We start from the raw sequence: 17,836 nt of genomic DNA, 5'->3' as shown, positions 1-17,836 counted from the left end.
CCCCGGAATTCGTGAGAATTCCGGGGTTTTCTTTTTAGCGGTCAGGCTAGCCCTCAGGCAGGCTTATCCGTCTCTTCCGTATCGTCGTAGTATTCTTCTTCCGCAGGCTGTGCGGCATTGGTCTTGCTATCCAGATTGCCAAGCAGTGCGGAGATGGCATTGTCGCCGTCGAAGCCGGCTTCCTTCAGCAGGCGGTCGAGGATCGGCTTGTTGGCCTGGTAGGAGAGTAGCTGGCCGGCAAGACCTTCGCCAAGGCCGACGCCACTGCCGCCTGCCGTGCCATTTCCGTTACGGCCGAGCATGCCGCCGGTGTCGAAGATGCGGATATCGGAGATCTTCTCGATCGGCTTGACCGCTTCGGCAAGGGCGGCGGGCACGATGCGGATGCGTTCGCGGGTGATCTCGAATTCGATGATCGCGGGGCTGAGCTTGTTGCGCGCTTCGTTGAGCAGCGCTTCGCTTTCGGCCGTTGCCTTACCGGTTTCAAGAATACCTTTGGCCTTGATGATCGCAGCGTCGGCTTCTGCCGTTGCCAGCGTCTTGATGGCGTCGGCCTGGTCGGTCGCGGCCTGCTTTTCAGCTTCTGCCGCGATGGTGACGGCCGTTGCCTGGGTTTGGGCACGCTTCTGCGCGTCGATCACCGCAATTTGCTTTTCACGTTCGGCGATCTCGACCGCCTTGGCGGTGCCGACTTTTTCCTCGGCCGCGATAGCAAGGGCGCGGGCGGCCTCTGCCTTTGCCTTGGCTTCAGACTCCTCGCGGCTCTTGTTGGCCACCGCGATGGCGCTTTCCTGCGCGACGATCTGGTTGTCTCGGCGAGCTTCCGTTTCACGCTGTTGCACGGCACGGGTCGAATCGATGTTGGCGGTTTCTCGTGCCTGCTTTGCGGCTGCTTCACGTTCGGCGATTGCCTGCTCCGAAGCGATACGCGCCTCTTCCTCGGCACGCTTGGCGGCCTGTTCCTGCTGTGCGGTCTCGGCGCGGGTCGCGGCAGACTTGTTGGCGATATCGCGCTGCTGGTTCAATTCCGCCTCGCGCTTCGTCCGCTCGATGGTGAGGGACTGCTGGCGAGCTTCGAGGTCCTTTTGAGCGATCGCGACTTCGGTGTCACGAACGACTTCGTTGCGCTCCTTCTTGCGCGCCTCGGTGACGCGGGTCAGCGCGGCAAGACCATGCGCATCGAAGAAGTTGTTGGCGTTGAAGTGCTTGATATCGGTCTGGTCGAGGCGCGTCAGCGACACGGATTCCAGTTCGAGACCGTTCGACTGCAGGTCGGAACCGACCGCATCCTGCACCGCCTTGACGAAATCCATGCGCTGCTCCTGCAGGGCATCGAGGCTCATCGTGGCTGCAACCGAGCGCAAGCTGTCCACGAACTTTGCCTCGATCAGTTGGCGCAGCTGCTCGCTGTCGTTGGTGCGGTTGCCGAGCGTTTGGGCGGCAAGCGCGATCGAGGAACTGTCCGGCTTGACGCGGACATAGAACTCGGCACCGATATCGACGCGCATACGGTCCTTGGTGATCAGCGCATCATTCTCGCCGCGCTGAACTTCCAGGCGCAACGTCTTGAGGTTGACGCGGGCGATCGAGTGGAAGATCGGCAGCACGACGGAACCGCCGTCGAGCACGACTTTCTGGCCGCCGAGACCGGTGCGCACATAGGCCTCATCGCGGCTCGAGCGGACATAGAGCGAGGCAAGGACGAAGCCGATCCCGAGGATCAGGACGAGACCTATGCCTGCGGGAAGAATAAGGTCGTAAAGGCCGTTCATGAAGGTTGCTCCGTAGAGGATTTGTCATCGGACCTCACCAGATCCGAGGGGGCGGAAACTGCGATGAAGATGTCGGCCTTGCGGTCGACAAGCAGAACTTGGGCGCCGATCGGCAAGGGGCTTTCACCCTTGGCGGCGCTGGCACGCAGCTGATGCCAGTTGCCATGCGCATCTTTGACGCTGACGCGGCCGGGCAAGCCTTGATCCAGAGGACCGATGGAAACCGTGCCGGTGCGGCCGACAAAGTCATCGGCCTCGACGGCGTAGGTCTCGTCGCGCGGCACGATCCTGGCGATCGTTCGCGTCGAGCCCCGGACGAGAGGGATCGTGATGGCGAGGGCCGGCACTGAGGCAACGATCGCCGGCAGCGGCGCCCAGGTCATGTCGGCCACGCTCTGGATGGCAAAACCCGTCACGGCGAAGATGCCGAGAGCCAGCATGATCAGGATCGGCAGCGGTACGCCGCCGATATTGATCCAGGACAACAGGCCGGCGAGCACTCCGTCATGACCTTCGAAATGCGGCTTGCCGATGAGTTCGCTCAGCGAAAAGCCGAGCAGCATCGAAAGGATTTCGATTGCCGTCAGTCCAATCAGGATCATTGCCGCGATGGCAAAGGGCGCACATTCGGGTGCGAGAAACAGGTGCATCGGTTACTGGCCGTTGGCCTTGAAGCGGGCAAGGCGTGCTTCGATGGCCTGCTCCCGGTGCAGGCGGTCCAGCTCATCGAGCTCGGCGCTGGTTGCGGGTTCGCCCGATGGGACGCCGGTCAGACGGGAAACGGCGGCTGCCGCGCGGGCTGCACCGGCGGCCGGTGTTGGTTTTGGATTTCCGCCCGTTGCTTCCTCGGGAGCGTGGCGGGCGATGCTGCGCTTGAAATCGACAAGCCGTGCTTCCGCCTCGCGGCGCGTAGCAAGAACAGCCTGAAGCGCCTTCTGGCCCTCGTCGATCTGTGCGTTCGCATCCGCAAGCGCCTTGTCGAGCGCCGCAGTCTGAGCTTCGAGATCGATCTGGCGCGCGACGCCGGCCTTGGCGAGATCTTCGCGGTCAGCAGAGATCGCAAGCCGGATCTTGGCGTCGAGCGCGTCGAGATCGGCGACGATCTCGCTACGGCGGCTCTGGATGCGGTATTCCTCGGCGCGCGCCTTGCCGAGATCGGCGCGCGCTTCATCGGCGGCGGCATCGATCTCGCGTAGCGCCTGCTCGATGACGGCGACCTTGTTGGCGCCTTCTACGGTGTCGACTGCGGCATTGGCGAGGCCTGCGATCAGTCGTCCCATTCGGGAAAGAATGCCTTCATGCATCGTCATGTTATCCTCCGTTCGGGGAGCGTTTGGCGTTACCCCGATGTGAATCGCGTAGTGGCCGCCATCGGCGATCAGATAGGCGGGGATATTGCTGTCCCAGCCTTTGAAATAGCCGGCCACGTCGAAGGGCACGGCAACACGGCCGCGCACCGTCGAGATTGTCAGGTCTGACGGACCCTTGATGGCAAAGAGCTTTTCGTCGAGCGGCAGCCGGTTCCAATCGGCAAGTCCGCCTCGATTGGCCGCAAAATCACGCAAGCCGAGCGTCACGAGGCGCGCGGGCAAAGCGGTGCGTTCGCGGATGGTCTCATAGGCAAGATCATGGAGCGTGACGAGATTTGCCCCGGCTTTGTCCGGAACGATTTCGCCCAAGAGTTTCATCATCTGCCCGTATGCGGCAAAGGTCTCGTCCAGAGCCTGCCGCGCTTCGTCATCGGGAGCGAGGTCATATCGCAGACGAGAGCGGTGCGTTTGTGCGTGCGTCTTTGCCATGGCCTTCAAGTAAAGCACCGCTACGGTGCTTTTCAAGGGAGCGTGGCGTCAAATTCGAATGAATTGTAATGAATGATGGGCCGCATAGGTTGCAGAAATTTGATGCTTCTCTCTGCCTATGGGCGATCAAGCATTTTGCGAGCTCGCGTATATGTAGTGACTGGGCGCGAAAAAACCATATGCAAAGCGCGGCCAATCGGCCGCGCTGCATAGAATTTTGAGTGGAGCGTTAGGGGAGGAACCGTGATTACTTCACGGTCCGCACGATTGCAGCACCTGCCGTCATGCCACCGCCGAAGGCCACGAGACCGAGGTTGAGCGGTTCGGAACGCTCATTGGCGACATGCAGCATGGCGAGCGGAATGCTCGACGAGCTGGTGTTGCCATAGGTCTCGATGACGCTGAGGGCCGGGCGGCCGCTGCGCTTGGCAATCGTGTCGATGATGCGCTGATTTGCCTGGTGCGGCACGAGCAGATCGAGATTGGCAAGCTCGATGCCGGCATCGACGCAGGCATTCTCGATCGATCGGGTCATAGAATGCACGGCTTCGGTGAAGACCGAGCGGCCGTTCATCGCGATCACGCCATCATCCGGCAGCGGCACGTAGAGCAGGTCGCCCGGCTCCGGCCGGCCGCTGACGATCGGACGGCTTGCCGTAAAGAGCGGGTTGCGCGCCATGTCGCGACTGGTGACGAGGCTGGCCGTTGCGGCATCGCCGAAGAGTATCGCGGTCGAGAAATCATTCATGTCGAGCAGCGGCGACAGGACTTCCGAGGTGATGATGAGTACCTTGGCGTCGTTCTGCTGCGCAATGAAATCATAGGCTTGCTGCAGGGCGTAGAGATAGCCGGAGCAGGCCGCACCCATGTCATATGCGGCTAGTGACGGCCGCACGCCATCTTCGGCGACGGCAACCGCGACGCGGCTTGCGAGCGACGGCGTGGCGATATCGGGCGTGCCGGTGGCGGCAATCACCAGATCGACATCGTGGATCGACATCTGGTTCTGCTTGAGGAGATCGCGGGCAGCCTTCGTCGCGAGGCTCAGCGTGCCTTCATCAGGGCCGACCCAGAAGCGGCTCTTGATGCCCGTCAACGCCAGGATCTCGTCGGCACGGCGGTTCGGCCAATTGTGGATGATCTCTTCGTTGGTGACGCGGCGGGCGCCGGTGGCGAAGCCGATGCCGTTGATGGCAATCTCGGAGAAGCTGCCGGTATGACGGCGCAGCGTCGGGATCACATGCGATTTCAGCCGCCGCAGCACGAACTTGTTCTGGATTTCGGAGGCGAGCGCGAAGTTCTGCTCGCTCAGATCGCGATTGGCATCGACGGTCAGAAGCGGACTGTCCGTGGCGATCTGATCGCCGATCTTGGCGAAGACCTCCTGCACGACACCGCCGATATTGGCGCAGATTTCGACGGAGGCCTTCGTCGCTTCGACGACGGCAACGAGCTGGCCGACTTCGATCGTGTCGCCGGGCTTGACGAGCATGTCGGTCACCAGCACGTTTTCGTCGGCAGGGCCGGAGCCGATCGCCTTGATCGCTGCCGTCGGGCCGCTGTCATCCTCTTCGTGCCAGGTCACCTCGCATTCGAGGACTTCGGCCATCAGGTCGACCAGCTTGCGATAGGAGGGCAGGGTCTCTAGCTGATTGCGGAAATTGAAGGGAATGTGAGCGTCCGAGCGGGCGAGCCTGCGCACCACAACGGGTACATCAGTCTTCTCGGTGACGGTGGCGATGATTTCCGCACCCATGCCGACGGTGCGGTTATCTTCATGGACGACGATCAGGCGGCGCGTGCGCCGTGCACTCGCCAAAACTTCCTTCTCATCCCATGGCGAGATCGAACGGAGATCGATCACCTCGACGGAGAAGCCCTGGGCCTCGAAGGCGCTTGCGGCATTGGCGCAGAGCGAAACGGTGTTGCCGTAGCTGACGAGCGTGATGTCGCGGCCGCGGGCGACATGGCGCGACAGGCCGGGATGGACGAAATGCTTGTCCAAATCCTCGGAGGTACGGCCGTCGGAATTGTTGAGCACGGCCTTCGGATAAAGGAAGACGGTCGGACGCCGGGATTCGAAGGCGGCATTCAGCAGGCCGGCAGCGTCGCCAGCGCTGGAGGGCATGACGACGTCGATGCCCGGCGTGTGCGCCAGCATCCCCTCGAAACTCTGGGCATGGAACGGGCCGAGGCCGGGCTTGTAGCCGCCGCAGCTCACCATGAGGATAACAGGTGCTTCCCAGGCGCCGTTGCTGCGCCAGAACATGCTGCCCATTTCCGAGACGATCTGATTATAGGCGAGCGGCAGGAAATCGGCGAATTGCAGGAAAGCGACGGGACGCTGTCCCGCCAGCGCGCGGCCGACGGCGGTGCCGACGATCGTCGACTCGGTGAGAGCGGCGTTGTGAACGCGGTCGGGATATTTCGTGCTGAGGCCGCGGGTGACGCCGAAAACATCGCCTTTCGGATCTTCGATATCTTGACCGAACAGAACGACTTCCGGATTGGCGGCAAGCTGCTTGTCGAGAACCACATTAAGAGCCTCGCGCATCGTCAGCGTCGATGCCGCGTCGTTGCCGCGATATTCCGTCTTGCCGTCGAATGACGCCGGATAGGGAGCCTTTGCATCCGGCTCGACCTTGGGGGCGTCCTCCTTGCGCGCAAGGCCGGCTTCGGCCTGCACTTCCGCAACCAGTTCCCGTTCGATCTTTTGCAGGGCGTCGGCATCGACACCGGCCTTCTGCAGCATCGCCCGCAGATTTGGCAGCGGATCGCGCGAGGAGCCTGCCTCGATTTCGAGCAGGGTGCGATAGGTCTTCTGATCGTCGGCGTTGGTGTGGTCGGAAAGGCGCTCGACATTCAAAAGCACGATGCTCGGCGTGCGGTTGTTGCGGCTGTGACGGACGGCCTTGCGGAAGGCGTCGCGCGATGCGGTGAGATCGTCGCCATCCGTGCGGATGATATCGATGCCGTAGAAAGAGGAGGCCGGGCCGGCGGGCAGATCGAAGAAGGTCTGCTTGCTTGTGCGCGTCGAGATGGAGAAGCTGTTGTCCTCAATGACGAAGACGACGGGATACTGGCTGCGTACAGCTTCGGCGACCGCTTCGAGGAATTCGCCCTGCTGCGTGGTGCCATCGCCGACGCAACAGATGGCGATCGGCATGCCGGGCTTGTGCTTCAACGATGCCGCGACGCCGACGGCGTGCAGGGCATTGTTGCCGACGGGGCCGACGATCGATGTGATGTTGAGAGCGCGGGAGGACAGATGCGCGCTCATCTGCCGGCCGGCGGAATGAGAATTGGCTGTTGCAAGCAGGCTGGAAAAGAACTCACGAATGGGCATGCCGCGCGCCAGCATCAGGGCCTTGTCGCGATAATGCAGATGCAGCCAGTCGTCGTCCTGAAGGAATTCGTTGAGAAGCGCCGTGGACTCATGACCGGCGCCGGAAACATGGAAATGTGCTATGCCCTGCTTGATGAATTCTCGCTCAAGGCGATCTATTTCTCTGGAAATGAAAAATATTCTGTGAAGTTGCTTAAGGTATTCTGTTGCAAATCTCCCTTCCATCTCAATGATTTTCCTGATCTTTCGTCTGAATTAAATGCTGGGAGTTAGGTAAACCCCCAGCCTGCCTTTTTCAATACACGTTAAATGACAAGATCTTCTCGGTTTGAAACCGAAATACGCATATTGCGGGGCTGCAATTTTTCACGATGTTTCTGTCCACAAGGCATACGCGACAATGCACCCGCTCAAACGCGAAACGGGTGCGCCTTTCGCGCATTTCCTCAGCCCGATTTTCGCATAGAGGCAGCGGCGCGTTGCCTTTCGGCGGCGGCCTTTGCGGCTTGTTCCTCTTTGAGAATCAGTTCCTTGGGCTTCTTGCCGATAATCTCCTTGCGGCCTTTCCGGGAGAAGGGTTGGGCGAGCTGGGCGAGGAAACCCTTGGCCACCTTGCCCGTGATGCCGATATCGGTCGAGGATGGACGCGGCGGGTTGTAGAAAGTGCCGAGAAGCTGATCCCAGATCACGAGGTTTTCCCCATAATTCGTATTTCCCTCGGCAAGAATCTTGGAATGATGCCAGCGATGGAGGCGCGGCGTCGAAAAAATGAGGTCGAGCGGGCCGGTGCGTATGTCGACGTTACAATGCGTGAGCAGGCCGATGAAAGCCGTGACCGCACCGATCCAGAGGAAGACCGGCAACGGCGCGCCGAGCAGATAGAGCGGGATCTGGCCGAGCGCGATCTTGAACAGCGTATCGATGACGTGGAAGCGGCCTGTGTTTATGACCCATAGCCGTTCGACGCTGTGATGCAGCGCGTGGAAGCGCCAAAGCGACAGATGCTCGTGCGCGAGACGATGGGCCATATAGAGGCCGAACTCGGCGATGACGAGGCCGAGTACCACTTGGAGCGCCATAGGCCATTGATCCGGCCAGAAATGCGAATGGTAGCTCAGCGCCGGCTGCGCGACGGTCGCGACGGCCATCGGGAAGGAGGTGCCGATCGCGGCGGCAATCTGCACGCCGCCCTTGTTCAGCAGTGTGTGGGCAATATCGTTGAACGTTTCGCCATCACGCTTCTGCCAGGTCTTTTCGTAGGGCATCAACCGCTCGAAAAGGGCAATCATCGCCACCGTCGACAGATAGACGACGTTGAACCAGAGCAGATGCATATTCGACTCGAAGGCAAAATATGCACCGGTCAATCCGGCACAGAAGATGGCGGGCCACAGCAGGGAGGAAACAGCAGCGTAAAGACGCGAACTGCTTTGAAATATCATTCCATCATCCTCAGATTCTGATCAGCGAAAAATTTACGCGTGAGTATGTGGGATATGTAGCGCGATGATTGTGGAGTCGAAAGCGAAATTTTTCCGTTCGCCGGCGATCGGCAGTTGGATAGGAGATCGAAACATGCGGATAGAGCAGGCAGCAGACGAATATTTGGAGGGCTGGGCGCGCTTGCGCGTGGAGCTTTGGCCCCATGGTTCGTTCGAACATCATCGCGCGGAACTGGCGCAATTTCGCGCCAATGAAAATGCTGTTGCGTTTCTTGCGATCGATTCTGCCGGTCATGTCGTCGGTTTTGCTGAAGCGACATTGCGGCACGATTACGTCAATGGCTGCAAGACGTCGCCAGTTCTCTTTCTCGAAGGCATCTATGTGCGCCCTGAACATCGGCGCGGAGGGATGGCGCGGGGGTTATGCCAGGCGGTCGCCACCTGGGATCGGGCCGCCGGCTGCACGGAGTTTGCCTCGGATGCGCTGATCGACAATCTTGCGAGCCATGCCTTCCATGCCGCGATCGGCTTTATCGAAACCAGGCGCGTGGTTTATTTTCGCAAGCTCCTATAGGCCGGGGTCGGTATGGAAGGGGCACCCTATCCGAAGGTCAGCTTGGTCTTCTGGTGTCCGGTCTCATCGAAATTCTCCGGGGCCAGCCAGCGTTCGTAGCCAGCCTTCAGCCGCGGCCAGTCGGCATCGATCACGGCAAACCAGGCGGTGTCGCGGTTCTGGCCCTTCGCAACCATATGCTGGCGGAAGATCCCTTCGAAAACGAAGCCAAAGCGTTCGGCTGCCCGCTTCGATGGTTCGTTGAGGTTGTTGCATTTCCATTCGAAGCGGCGATAGCCGAGCGTGTCGAAGACGTAGGATGCGAACAGATAGAGCGTTTCGGTCGTCACGCGGCTGCGGGCGATCGCTGGTCCCCAGAGGATGCTGCCGATCTCGATAACGCCATGTGTGCTGTCGATGCGCATCAGCGCCTGCCGGCCTTCGGCGCGGCCCGTGCGCTTGTCGATCGTCGCGAAGAAGAGCGGATCGGCGCTGGATGCGGCTTTCTCAAGCCAGGGCGAGAAAGCAGCCTGGTCGGCGGGTGCGTCTTCAAAGAGATAGCGGAAGCGATCGTCCGCTCCAGGCGCTTGCGCCGAGGCCAGCAGGTCCCGGCCATGGCGTGCCACGTCAAGCGGCTCGATCTTTGTATAGCGACCTTCAAGGGTAATGCGCTCGGGGCGGGACACGCCCTTCCAGTTCGTGAGATCCATGTCAAAGTCCTTTGGTCATCAAATGCAGCCTAGAGCAAGTCCAGCAAAAGTGCGAAGCGGTTTGTGCCTGGAATTGCGTAAAAACAATGCTCTAACGGAGCCGTCCGGATTGTATCAGCTCCGCCAGGGATTGTGGCAGTTCCATCTCGTCGGGCAAGCCGGGCGCCGGCTGCGGCGGTACCAGACGGCTTTCGATCGGCAGGACGCCGGCCCAGACCGGATGATTTGCCTCGTCGATATCGCCGGGCGGCCCATTGCGGACCTTGGCCGAAGCCTCGTCGATTTTCATCCACATCACGGAGGTTGCCTTGACCTCCTGCTTGGTCATCGGCCGCAAGCTGTCCCAGCGGCCGGGAAACAGGTCTTCGACGAAACGGCGTAGCGCATCCGTCTTCTCCTCGACATCATCGATCAGGCGAGCCGTGCCGAAGACCATGGCAGAGCGATAATTGACGGAGTGATTGAAGGCGGAACGGGCCATCACATAGCCGTCCATGATGCTGCAGGTCAGGCAGACAGGCATGTCTTCCGCGGCACGCAGAAAGCGACTGGCGGACGAGCCGTGCCAATAGACATAGTCACCCTCGCGCCAATGCAGGGTTGGCGTCACATAGGGCGCGCCATTGATAACGTAGCCGACGTGACAGAGCGGGGCGGCGTCCAGAATGGCGTGAACGTCGGCATGGGCGTGGCTGCCACGCTTCGGGCTGCGCCGCACACGGGTGCGTTCGGTGGCCGGATAGATATTGCTGTCGGGCGGATAGTGATCGGCCATGTCATCCTCGTCGATTGAGCGTTGATCTCTGCCAGCAAAGAGGTAGGCTATAAACGGCCAGTTTTTTGATTTTTAGCAGACCAGTCGAGGTTTCATGGTAGCGGTGGCGCAATGGCCGGCACTCGATCGGAGTTCGGGTGATCTGGAGGGGCAAGTCTATCGCCTGATGCGCGAGCGTATCCTGCAGGGGCAGCTACCGGCGGGGCAGCGCGTGCCGTCGACGCGGTCGATGGCTGTTTCGTTCGGCGTTGCGCGCTCGACCGTGGTCAACGCTTATGATCGCCTGAAGGCGGAGGGCTATCTGCACTCGACATCAGGTGCGGCGACCCGTGTTGCCGCCTTCCAGACGCCGCCATTATCGGGTCAGGCCGCTCCGCCGCCGCCAAAGCTTCCTCGCGTTACGGAATTCAAAAAGGGAGGTTTGTTCGAGCCGGGGGTGCCCGATGTCTCGACCTTTCCCCATGCCGCCTGGGCACGTTGTCTCGGCGCTCGCGGCCGGTCGTTGCGAGTGCATGATCTCGGCTACAGCGATCTTGGCGGCGTTCGCGAACTGCGCGAGGCTATCCTCGACCATATTTCGTCAACGCGCGGTGTGGTCGCTCGTCCCGAGCAGATCGTGATCGTGCCGTCGACGGGTGCTGCAATCGGGCTGCTTGCGAGCGTGTTGCTTCAGCCCGATCATCCCGGCGACATCGTCTGGATGGAAGACCCGGGCTATGCTAGCGCGCAGGCCATCCTGCGGATGGCGGGAGCCAGCTTGGTGCCGGTGCCCTGCGATGCCGAGGGCATCGACATTGCGCGAGGAACCGGGCCATCGCCGCGGCTGATCTATGTTACGCCCTCGCATCAATATCCGACCGGCGTCACGATGAGCCTGCCGCGCCGTCTCGCCTTGCTGGAATTTGCCCGCGCCAACGGCGCGATCGTGCTGGAAGACGATTACGACAGCGAGTTCCAGTATGCCTCGCGCCCGATCGCCGCCCTGCAGGGCATCGATCACGGCGAGGTAGTCGCCTATATCGGCACCTTCTCGAAGACGCTCGCGCCCGGCCTGCGGGTCGCCTATGCCGTCATTCCCTCGCGGCTTCTGCTGGCGACCGAGGCGGCGCAGCGGCTCAGGGGCGCCGTCGTGTCCGTTCATATCCAGGCCGCACTTGCCGATTTCATGCGTGAGGGGCGGTTTCGTGCGCATCTGAGGCACATGAACGCTATCTATGCGGAGCGCATGGCGGCCACCGTCTCGGCGCTCGATCGCCATTGCGGCAATCGCCTGAAAATCGGAGTGGGTGGTGGCGGGCTGCAGCTGGCAAGCTGGTTCTGGAACATCGCGACCGATGATCTTGCCGCGGCGCGTGTGATCAATTCAAATGGCTTCGCGGTGCGGCCGATCTCGGCGCTGTATCTGGGGCCTGCGCGGCCGGGATTGCTGCTCGGCATTGCCCGCATGGAGGTGCAGGCGGCCGATGCGGCGGCCGCGAGGATTGCCAGACTGCTAGAGGCAACGCTCGTCAGCGCCTGAGGAACATCGCCCGATAGTCTCGCGGTGTCATGCCTTTCAGCGCCCTGAACTGCCTGTTGAAATTGGCAAGGGAGGCATAGCCGACGGCGTCGCTGATGTGATGGACGGCCTGATCTGTGGAGGAGAGGCGGGCGCAGGCATCTCCGATGCGCATGCGCATGAGGTAGTCCGATATCGTCCCGCCGGTATGGCGGCGAAACATGCGGTGTAGGCCGGAGACGCTGAGGGCCGCGATATCGGCCAGCTCATCGAGGCTGATCGCGCGAGCATAGTGAAGATGCATATGCGTCAGCACGCGGTCGATGCGCTCGCGGCTTTCCTTGAGATCCGGTGCCTGCGCCGGTGCGCTGGCGAGCGGTGTTGTCTGCCGATCTTCCGCGACCCTCACCAGAATGCCGAGCAAAGCCAGGAGGCGCTCGACGGGCGGCTTTTCGAAAATGGTTTCGAAGGCGGAGCGAACCTCAGCGGAGGTCGCCTGCGAGAAGCGCAGGCCATTGTCTCCACGCTGCAGCATCGCCTCGATCGAACGGAATTCGACGGCACCGCCCGTTATCTGCAGCAGCCAGTCGCGATTGAACCAGAGCACCAGGGCGATATGCGGCTTTTCTTCCTCGATCTTGGCTCGAGAAACCCAGCTATGCGGCAGATTGGGGCCAACCAGCACGAGGTCACCGTCTTCATAGTCGCCACTGTGATCGCCGATGAAGCGCTGGCCGATGGAGTTCAGTGTCAGCGTCAGTTCGAATTCCGGATGGTGATGCCACTGGAAGGGAATGCAGTCGTCGAGCCTACGGTTCAGCATGCTCCAGGATGCTTCCGGCGAACGGGGCAAAACTTCGAGATAAGGCCTCATGGGGCGTCCATAGTACTAGGGAGGCCAGAATAATATCAGAACTGGCCAGAGCCGGGCAACATCGTTGCGCCGATTAGAGCTACATTTTTCCTGTCACCCGAAACCAAAGGGGTAGCCAAGATGGAGGAAACCGATGCAGCCTGCCTTGAAACGAGACGCGCACCCGACCGCATCCTCGGTCACCACGCAATTGAAGGATATCCAGAAGACATTGCCGCTCAGGGTGCTGTCGAAGGACGATTGGCAGCATTGGATCACGAAGGGCTATGTGATCGTGCGCCAGGCCGTGCCGGCTGCCAATGTCGAGCGGCTTGCCGACGTTTTGTGGCGTTTTGACGAGAAGGACCCGAACGATCCTTCCACCTGGTATGCGCCGCAGCGGCGCGAGCACAAGATGAAGGAACTCAACAATACAGGCATGCTGGAGATCTACAATCACCAGTATCTCTGGGACAATCGCATGGAAAAGCGGATCTACGATGTCTTCGTCGACATCTGGGATCGAGAAGATCTCTGGGTCACCATCGATCGTGCCAATCTCAATCCGCCGAAGAAGGTGAAGGGCAATCCGAACGGCTTCATCCACTGGGACGTCGACACCTCGATCCGTCCGCTGCCGATCGGCGTCCAGGGCGTTCTGAGCCTCAAGAAGCAGGATGGCGATGTCGGCGGATTTCAGTGCGTGCCGGAGCTCTTCGAGCATTTCTATGAGTGGGAGAAGACGCAGCCGGACGATCGCGATCCGATGCATCCCGACATGACGGGTCTTTCGGTCGTCAACATCAACATGGAACCGGGCGATCTGATGATCTTCAACTCGCTGCTGGCTCATGGCGTCCGCCCCAACCATTCGGACAACCGCGTCCGCATGGCGCAATACATCTCCATGCACCCGGCGGAATACGACAATGTCGTCGAGCGCGAGGAACGTATCCGCCTGTGGCGGGAGCTGGACTCCCCGAAGCGCGACGCCTTTCCCGGGGACCCCCGCGACTGGGAAAAGCACAATGCGACGACGGCGGAACTGACGCCGCTGGGCGAAAAGTTGCTCGGCCTCAAGGCCTGGTAACCGGCTGAAAGACGACTTCCTGAAACACATCGAGCGGCCTATGGCCGCTCGAACCATTTGTGGAGATATGGCGCGGTGCCAAGCTTCGTTAGGTCTCATTCCAGCGGCGGATGACCGGCTCGGTCAGATCGTGTTCGTAGCCAAGTACGCTGATGCTCGTGGTATCGAGGATGAAATGCTCACCACCTTCCGGCGGCAGGCCAATCCAGCGGGCGGCGAAGACGCGCAGGAAATGCGCGCTGGAAAAGATGAGGACTGAGCCGTTGATACCGCGGAGTTCGCCGATGATGCGGTCGGCGCGGGCGCCGACATCGGCGGCAGACTCGCCATTCGGGCAGCCGTCGCGAAAGACCTGCCAGCCGGGGCGTTCGGCAAGGATTGCCTTGGTCGTGATTCCTTCGTAGGCGCCGTAATCCCATTCCGCCAGATCGTCCTTGACGATACGGCGGTCGCCGAAGCCGGCTAAAGCACAGGTATTTTGCGCCCGCTGCGACGGGCTCGACCAGACGGCAGCGAAATCGATCGCGGGCAGGCGGCCGGCAACCGTTCGGGCGGCCTCTTCGCCGGCAGCGGTCAGGGGAATATCGGTTCGGCCGGTATGCCTGCCGGAAAGGCTCCACTCGGTCTGTCCGTGCCGTACCAGATAGACTTCGGGATAGGCGCTGCTCATGCCGTTTCTCCTTTTCGCGTCACGTGCCGGATTCTTCGCATCTGCGAAGGATTCTGTCGAGAGTTAAGGCTGTTCGGTAAGTGTCGTGACAATCCTCTGCAAATCCAAGCTCTTGCCGAGGGTTGTGAATCTCATCGTTTCACGGCGCGACGGACGCTATAGAGCAGGATGGCGAGGCAGCCGAGCAAGAGAAGAAGCCCGCCCGCCAGCGGCGGCATGGCGAGAAACTCTACCGCGCCGGCAATGACGAGGATGAGGACGAGGCAGAGCGTGGCAAGGCTGCCGTCATCGATGAACATGCCGATAAGCTCGGAGAGCGCGATGCGAAGGACGGTCATTGGGCTGCCTTTGCTGTTGCGTTGCCGCGCATGGAGCGGATGATGGCGTAGGAGGCGAGCGAGACGATCGCGAAGATGGCGACCAAGGCGAGATCCTCTCCTGGCCAGTGCGCACCGATGCCTTCGCCGGTCCAGAAGATGCCGAAGCTCGTCAGCATCAAACCGACGACGAATTTGAGGGTGTTTTCGGGCACGGTAGCGAGCGGGCGATGGACCAGCAGACCGATCAGCATGACCAGCACGAAGGCGGCAAGCGCACCGAGGCCGGCGTAGAGTGTCAGGCCATGCGCGCCGCCGACGGCAATGACGATGAACACCACTTCGACCCCTTCCAGCAGTACCGCCTTGAAGGCGGCGAGGCCGGCAAGGTAGTCGGCGCGGCGATCGGTGGACTGCGCCTGCAGGGCTGCCGTTTCTTTCGAGAAGGCTACTTCTTCGTCATGCAAGGCTATGACCCCGAGCGAACGGAGGATGGCTTTGCGCAGCCAGCGCATACCGAACAGGATGAGGAGAACGCCGACGACGAACTGCAGGATTTCGATCGGTATCAGCGCCAGCAGCGGTCCGAAGATGAGAACGAGGGCGGCGAGCACCGCAAGGGCAAGGGCTGCACCGGTTAGCGCAGGACGCCAGCTTCGCGTGACGCCGACGGCAAGGACGATGGTGAAGGCTTCCACGACCTCGACGAAGGAGCCGAGAAAGGATGCCGTCACCGTAGAGAGAATGGGTGTGAGGCTGTTCATGAGTTGATTCCCGAAATTCGGTTAGGGCTTTGAATGCGTATGGTATTTTCTGGATCGTTCTTCTTCATGTGCCGGATGAGCTCATGCATAAGGCACTGCGGCTTGGCGATCTGGTTGCCATTCACTTGCGTTTCCTCGTGCCGCGTTTGCTCCAGGATTTGTCTATTGCGCCACGTAGCTGGCTGAGCTGATCGAGGCTGTCGATGGCCGCATCCTTGCCTTTTGCGGCCAGCGCGACGATCAAGGATTCGATCAGGACCAGCGTGCCGCCATGCAGGGCGAGATGGCCTGCGTTGCCGCGCGGGACGGGCAGGACTTCGGCCACCTTGTCGGCCGTGAGCAGGCCGAGATCGTCGCTGATGAGAATGACCGGGACGCCATGCTTGCCGGCATGGTCGAGCAGCACCTCGACTTCGCGATAGAGCGGCGCATAGGCCATGACCAGCACTGCGTCGCCTGCTCCGATCCAGAGCATGCGATCGGCAAGCGCGACCCCTGAAGCGGAGAGCGCATTGGTCGGCAGGCCAATGCGGTTGAACTGAAGGCTGGCATAATCCGCCATGGCGCCCGAGGGGCCGATGCCGAAGATGTGGCGCCGGGCGGCGCCCGCGAGAATATCGACGCAATGTTCGAAGCTTGCGACGAATTCCGCGCGTTGCAGGATATCCAATGCCTGTGCATGGATGGCAACGACATGGCGAAGCGCGTCGCCGGACTGACTGCCCGTTTCGGCCAGCGTACGCCGCATCCGCGTGCTTGGTGAGGGTGTTCCGGTCAGCTCCTCAAGCAGGGCGGCCCGCAATGTCGACAGGCTTTCGAAGCCGAGGTTGCGCGCCGTGCGGACGACCGTGGCGTCGCTGGTGCCGGCGAGCTGCGCGATCTGGGCGGCCGAATTCAACAGCGCGGCTTGCTTCTGCTCGATGAAGAAGCGGGCAATGCGTTGCTCGGCCGGCGCCAGCGTCTCGATCACGGCAAAAACGCGGTCTTCAAAAGTGTGAGGTTTCTGCGTCGTTTCTGCCATTGGATATCTTTTGTAGTGAATGCTACCAATTATATTATCTGTAGCATTTGCTGCAAAAGAATGACAGCGCAAAACAAAGGGCGCTTTGCTGTGTTGCAAAGCGCCCTTTTTGATCGCGTTGAAAGGCAAGCGCGGGGAGCTAGCCGCGACTATTCCGCCAAAGCAGCTCGCACGGCCGGGATCACCTTCTGGCCGTAGAGCTCGATGCAGCGCAGCATCTTGTCGTGGCCGAGTGCGCCGGCGCTGTATTTCAGCTGGAAGCGGCTGATGCCGAGCGTTTTGACCACCGGCGCAAGCTTGGCGGCGACCGTTTCGGGCGAGCCGACATAGAGCGAGCCCTTTTCGATTTCGTTGTCGAACTCGGCCCGCGTCATCGGCGGCCAGCCGCGTTCGCGGCCGATGCGGTCGCGCATTGCCTTGAAGCAGGGCCACAGCTCTTCGCGAGCCTGTTCATCGGTTTCGGCGATGTAGCCCGGCGAATGGATGCCGATCGGCCGCACGGGCTTGCCGAGCTGCTCGAAGGCGCGGTGATAAAGGTCGACGTAGGGCTGGAAGCGATAGGGGCTGCCACCAATGATCGCCAGCATCAGCGGCAGATCGTAGTGAGCCGCACGCACCACCGATTCCGGGCTGCCGCCGACACCGATCCAGGTCTTCAGCTGACCACTTTCGATGGTCGGGAAGACCTTCTGATTGCGCAGCGGCGGGCGGATGCTGCCCTGCCAGTTCACCGGCTCATTCTTGAGCAGGGCCGCGAACAGATCGAGCTTTTCCTCGAAGAGCTGCTCGTACTGCGACAGCTCGAAGCCGAACAGCGGGAAGGACTCCGTAAACGAGCCGCGGCCGAGAATGACCTCGGCGCGGCCGTTCGAGACCGCGTTCAGGCTGGAAAAGCGCTGGAAGACGCGGATCGGGTCATCCGAGCTCAGCACGGTGACGGCCGATCCGAGATGGATTTTCGATGTGCGGCTGGCGATGGCTGCGAGGATCGTCTCGGGCGAGGAGACCGCGAAATCTTCGCGGTGATGTTCGCCGATGCCGAAGAAATCTATGCCGAGCTGATCGGCAAGGACGCCTTCCTCGACGACGTTGCGAAGGACCTGCGCATGCGGCAACGGGGTGCCCTTGTCGTCAAAGGTCACGTCGCCGAAAGTATCGAGTCCGAATTCGACATTGTTTGTCGTCATGATTTTTCCTGTCATGTGTCGAAATGATGATGTTGAGAC

At 61.0% G+C, this 17,836-nt stretch carries 16 protein-coding genes; 3 read left to right on the top strand and 13 right to left on the bottom strand.

What is annotated here, in order from left to right:
- Window positions 1–53: 53 nt before the first annotated feature.
- The 5 genes from GA0061103_RS13620 to olsE all read right to left on the bottom strand — a co-directional run bounded on the left by GA0061103_RS13620 (window position 54) and on the right by olsE (window position 8,359).
- Window positions 54–1,772, bottom strand: coding sequence for a flotillin family protein (locus tag GA0061103_RS13620; protein ID WP_092711970.1), 1,719 nt, complete (start codon window positions 1,770–1,772; stop codon window positions 54–56).
- The gene (locus GA0061103_RS13615; RefSeq protein WP_092711968.1) at window positions 1,769–2,422 is read right to left on the bottom strand and encodes an OB-fold-containig protein; all 654 of its coding nucleotides are present in this window, start codon (window positions 2,420–2,422) and stop codon (window positions 1,769–1,771) included. Before GA0061103_RS13615 ends, GA0061103_RS13620 begins: the two co-directional genes overlap by 4 nt.
- Window positions 2,423–2,425: 3 nt before the next feature.
- A complete protein-coding gene (locus tag GA0061103_RS13610) occupies window positions 2,426–3,571 on the bottom strand; it encodes a PspA/IM30 family protein (protein ID WP_092711966.1) in 1,146 nt (381 codons plus the stop codon).
- A gap of 247 nt (window positions 3,572–3,818) precedes the next feature.
- On the bottom strand, window positions 3,819–7,142 hold the full coding sequence (locus tag GA0061103_RS13605) for a thiamine pyrophosphate-dependent enzyme (RefSeq protein ID WP_092711964.1): 3,324 nt from the start codon (window positions 7,140–7,142) through the stop codon (window positions 3,819–3,821).
- A 221-nt stretch (window positions 7,143–7,363) separates the two neighbouring features.
- Window positions 7,364–8,359 (bottom strand): ornithine lipid hydroxylase OlsE, encoded by a 996-nt coding sequence (olsE, locus tag GA0061103_RS13600; RefSeq protein ID WP_092711962.1) that lies wholly within the window; start codon window positions 8,357–8,359, stop codon window positions 7,364–7,366.
- Between the two features lie 133 nt (window positions 8,360–8,492).
- Between olsE and aac(6') the strand changes: the two genes are divergently transcribed.
- Complete coding sequence (gene aac(6') / locus GA0061103_RS13595) at window positions 8,493–8,933, top strand: aminoglycoside 6'-N-acetyltransferase (protein ID WP_092711960.1); 441 nt, start codon at window positions 8,493–8,495, stop codon at window positions 8,931–8,933.
- Between the two features lie 26 nt (window positions 8,934–8,959).
- Here aac(6') and GA0061103_RS13590 read toward each other — a convergent pair whose 3' ends face one another.
- Together GA0061103_RS13590 and GA0061103_RS13585 are read right to left on the bottom strand one after the other, a co-directional pair.
- Entirely contained in the window at window positions 8,960–9,622 is a 663-nt protein-coding gene (locus GA0061103_RS13590) for a GNAT family N-acetyltransferase (RefSeq protein WP_092711958.1), read from the bottom strand.
- A gap of 91 nt (window positions 9,623–9,713) precedes the next feature.
- Window positions 9,714–10,397, bottom strand: coding sequence for a pyridoxamine 5'-phosphate oxidase family protein (locus GA0061103_RS13585; protein ID WP_092711956.1), 684 nt, complete (start codon window positions 10,395–10,397; stop codon window positions 9,714–9,716).
- Window positions 10,398–10,491: 94 nt separating this feature from the next.
- Between GA0061103_RS13585 and pdxR the strand changes: the two genes are divergently transcribed.
- Window positions 10,492–11,916, top strand: coding sequence for a MocR-like pyridoxine biosynthesis transcription factor PdxR (pdxR, locus tag GA0061103_RS13580; protein ID WP_092711954.1), 1,425 nt, complete (start codon window positions 10,492–10,494; stop codon window positions 11,914–11,916).
- On the opposite strand, the gene GA0061103_RS13575 is transcribed toward pdxR, so the two are convergent.
- On the bottom strand, window positions 11,906–12,769 hold the full coding sequence (locus tag GA0061103_RS13575) for a helix-turn-helix domain-containing protein (RefSeq protein ID WP_092711952.1): 864 nt from the start codon (window positions 12,767–12,769) through the stop codon (window positions 11,906–11,908). The two genes, pdxR and GA0061103_RS13575, sit on opposite strands and share 11 nt — an antisense overlap.
- Before the next feature lie 133 nt (window positions 12,770–12,902).
- On the opposite strand from GA0061103_RS13575, the gene GA0061103_RS13570 reads away from it, so the two are divergent.
- Entirely contained in the window at window positions 12,903–13,838 is a 936-nt protein-coding gene (locus GA0061103_RS13570; protein WP_092711950.1) for a phytanoyl-CoA dioxygenase family protein, read from the top strand.
- Window positions 13,839–13,926: 88 nt separating this feature from the next.
- On the opposite strand, the gene GA0061103_RS13565 is transcribed toward GA0061103_RS13570, so the two are convergent.
- The 5 genes from GA0061103_RS13565 to GA0061103_RS13545 form a co-directional block, all read right to left on the bottom strand.
- On the bottom strand, window positions 13,927–14,508 hold the full coding sequence (locus tag GA0061103_RS13565; RefSeq protein ID WP_092711948.1) for a histidine phosphatase family protein: 582 nt from the start codon (window positions 14,506–14,508) through the stop codon (window positions 13,927–13,929).
- A gap of 131 nt (window positions 14,509–14,639) precedes the next feature.
- Window positions 14,640–14,846 carry a hypothetical protein gene (locus GA0061103_RS13560; RefSeq protein ID WP_092711946.1) on the bottom strand — a complete coding sequence of 69 codons (207 nt, stop codon included), beginning with the start codon at window positions 14,844–14,846 and terminating at the stop codon, window positions 14,640–14,642.
- Window positions 14,843–15,589 (bottom strand): COG4280 domain-containing protein, encoded by a 747-nt coding sequence (locus tag GA0061103_RS13555; protein ID WP_092711944.1) that lies wholly within the window; start codon window positions 15,587–15,589, stop codon window positions 14,843–14,845. Before GA0061103_RS13555 ends, GA0061103_RS13560 begins: the two co-directional genes overlap by 4 nt.
- Window positions 15,590–15,710: 121 nt before the next feature.
- Window positions 15,711–16,610, bottom strand: coding sequence for a MurR/RpiR family transcriptional regulator (locus GA0061103_RS13550; protein ID WP_092711942.1), 900 nt, complete (start codon window positions 16,608–16,610; stop codon window positions 15,711–15,713).
- 149 nt (window positions 16,611–16,759) lie between these two features.
- The gene (locus GA0061103_RS13545; protein ID WP_092711940.1) at window positions 16,760–17,797 is read right to left on the bottom strand and encodes an LLM class flavin-dependent oxidoreductase; all 1,038 of its coding nucleotides are present in this window, start codon (window positions 17,795–17,797) and stop codon (window positions 16,760–16,762) included.
- Between the last annotated feature and the right edge of the window lie 39 nt (window positions 17,798–17,836).

The organism is Martinezella multihospitum, assembly GCF_900094585.1.
GTDB lineage: Bacteria > Pseudomonadota > Alphaproteobacteria > Rhizobiales > Rhizobiaceae > Rhizobium > Rhizobium multihospitium.
The sequence above is the reverse complement of the archived record's forward strand: the minus strand, read 5'-3'. Positions and strand labels throughout refer to the sequence as shown.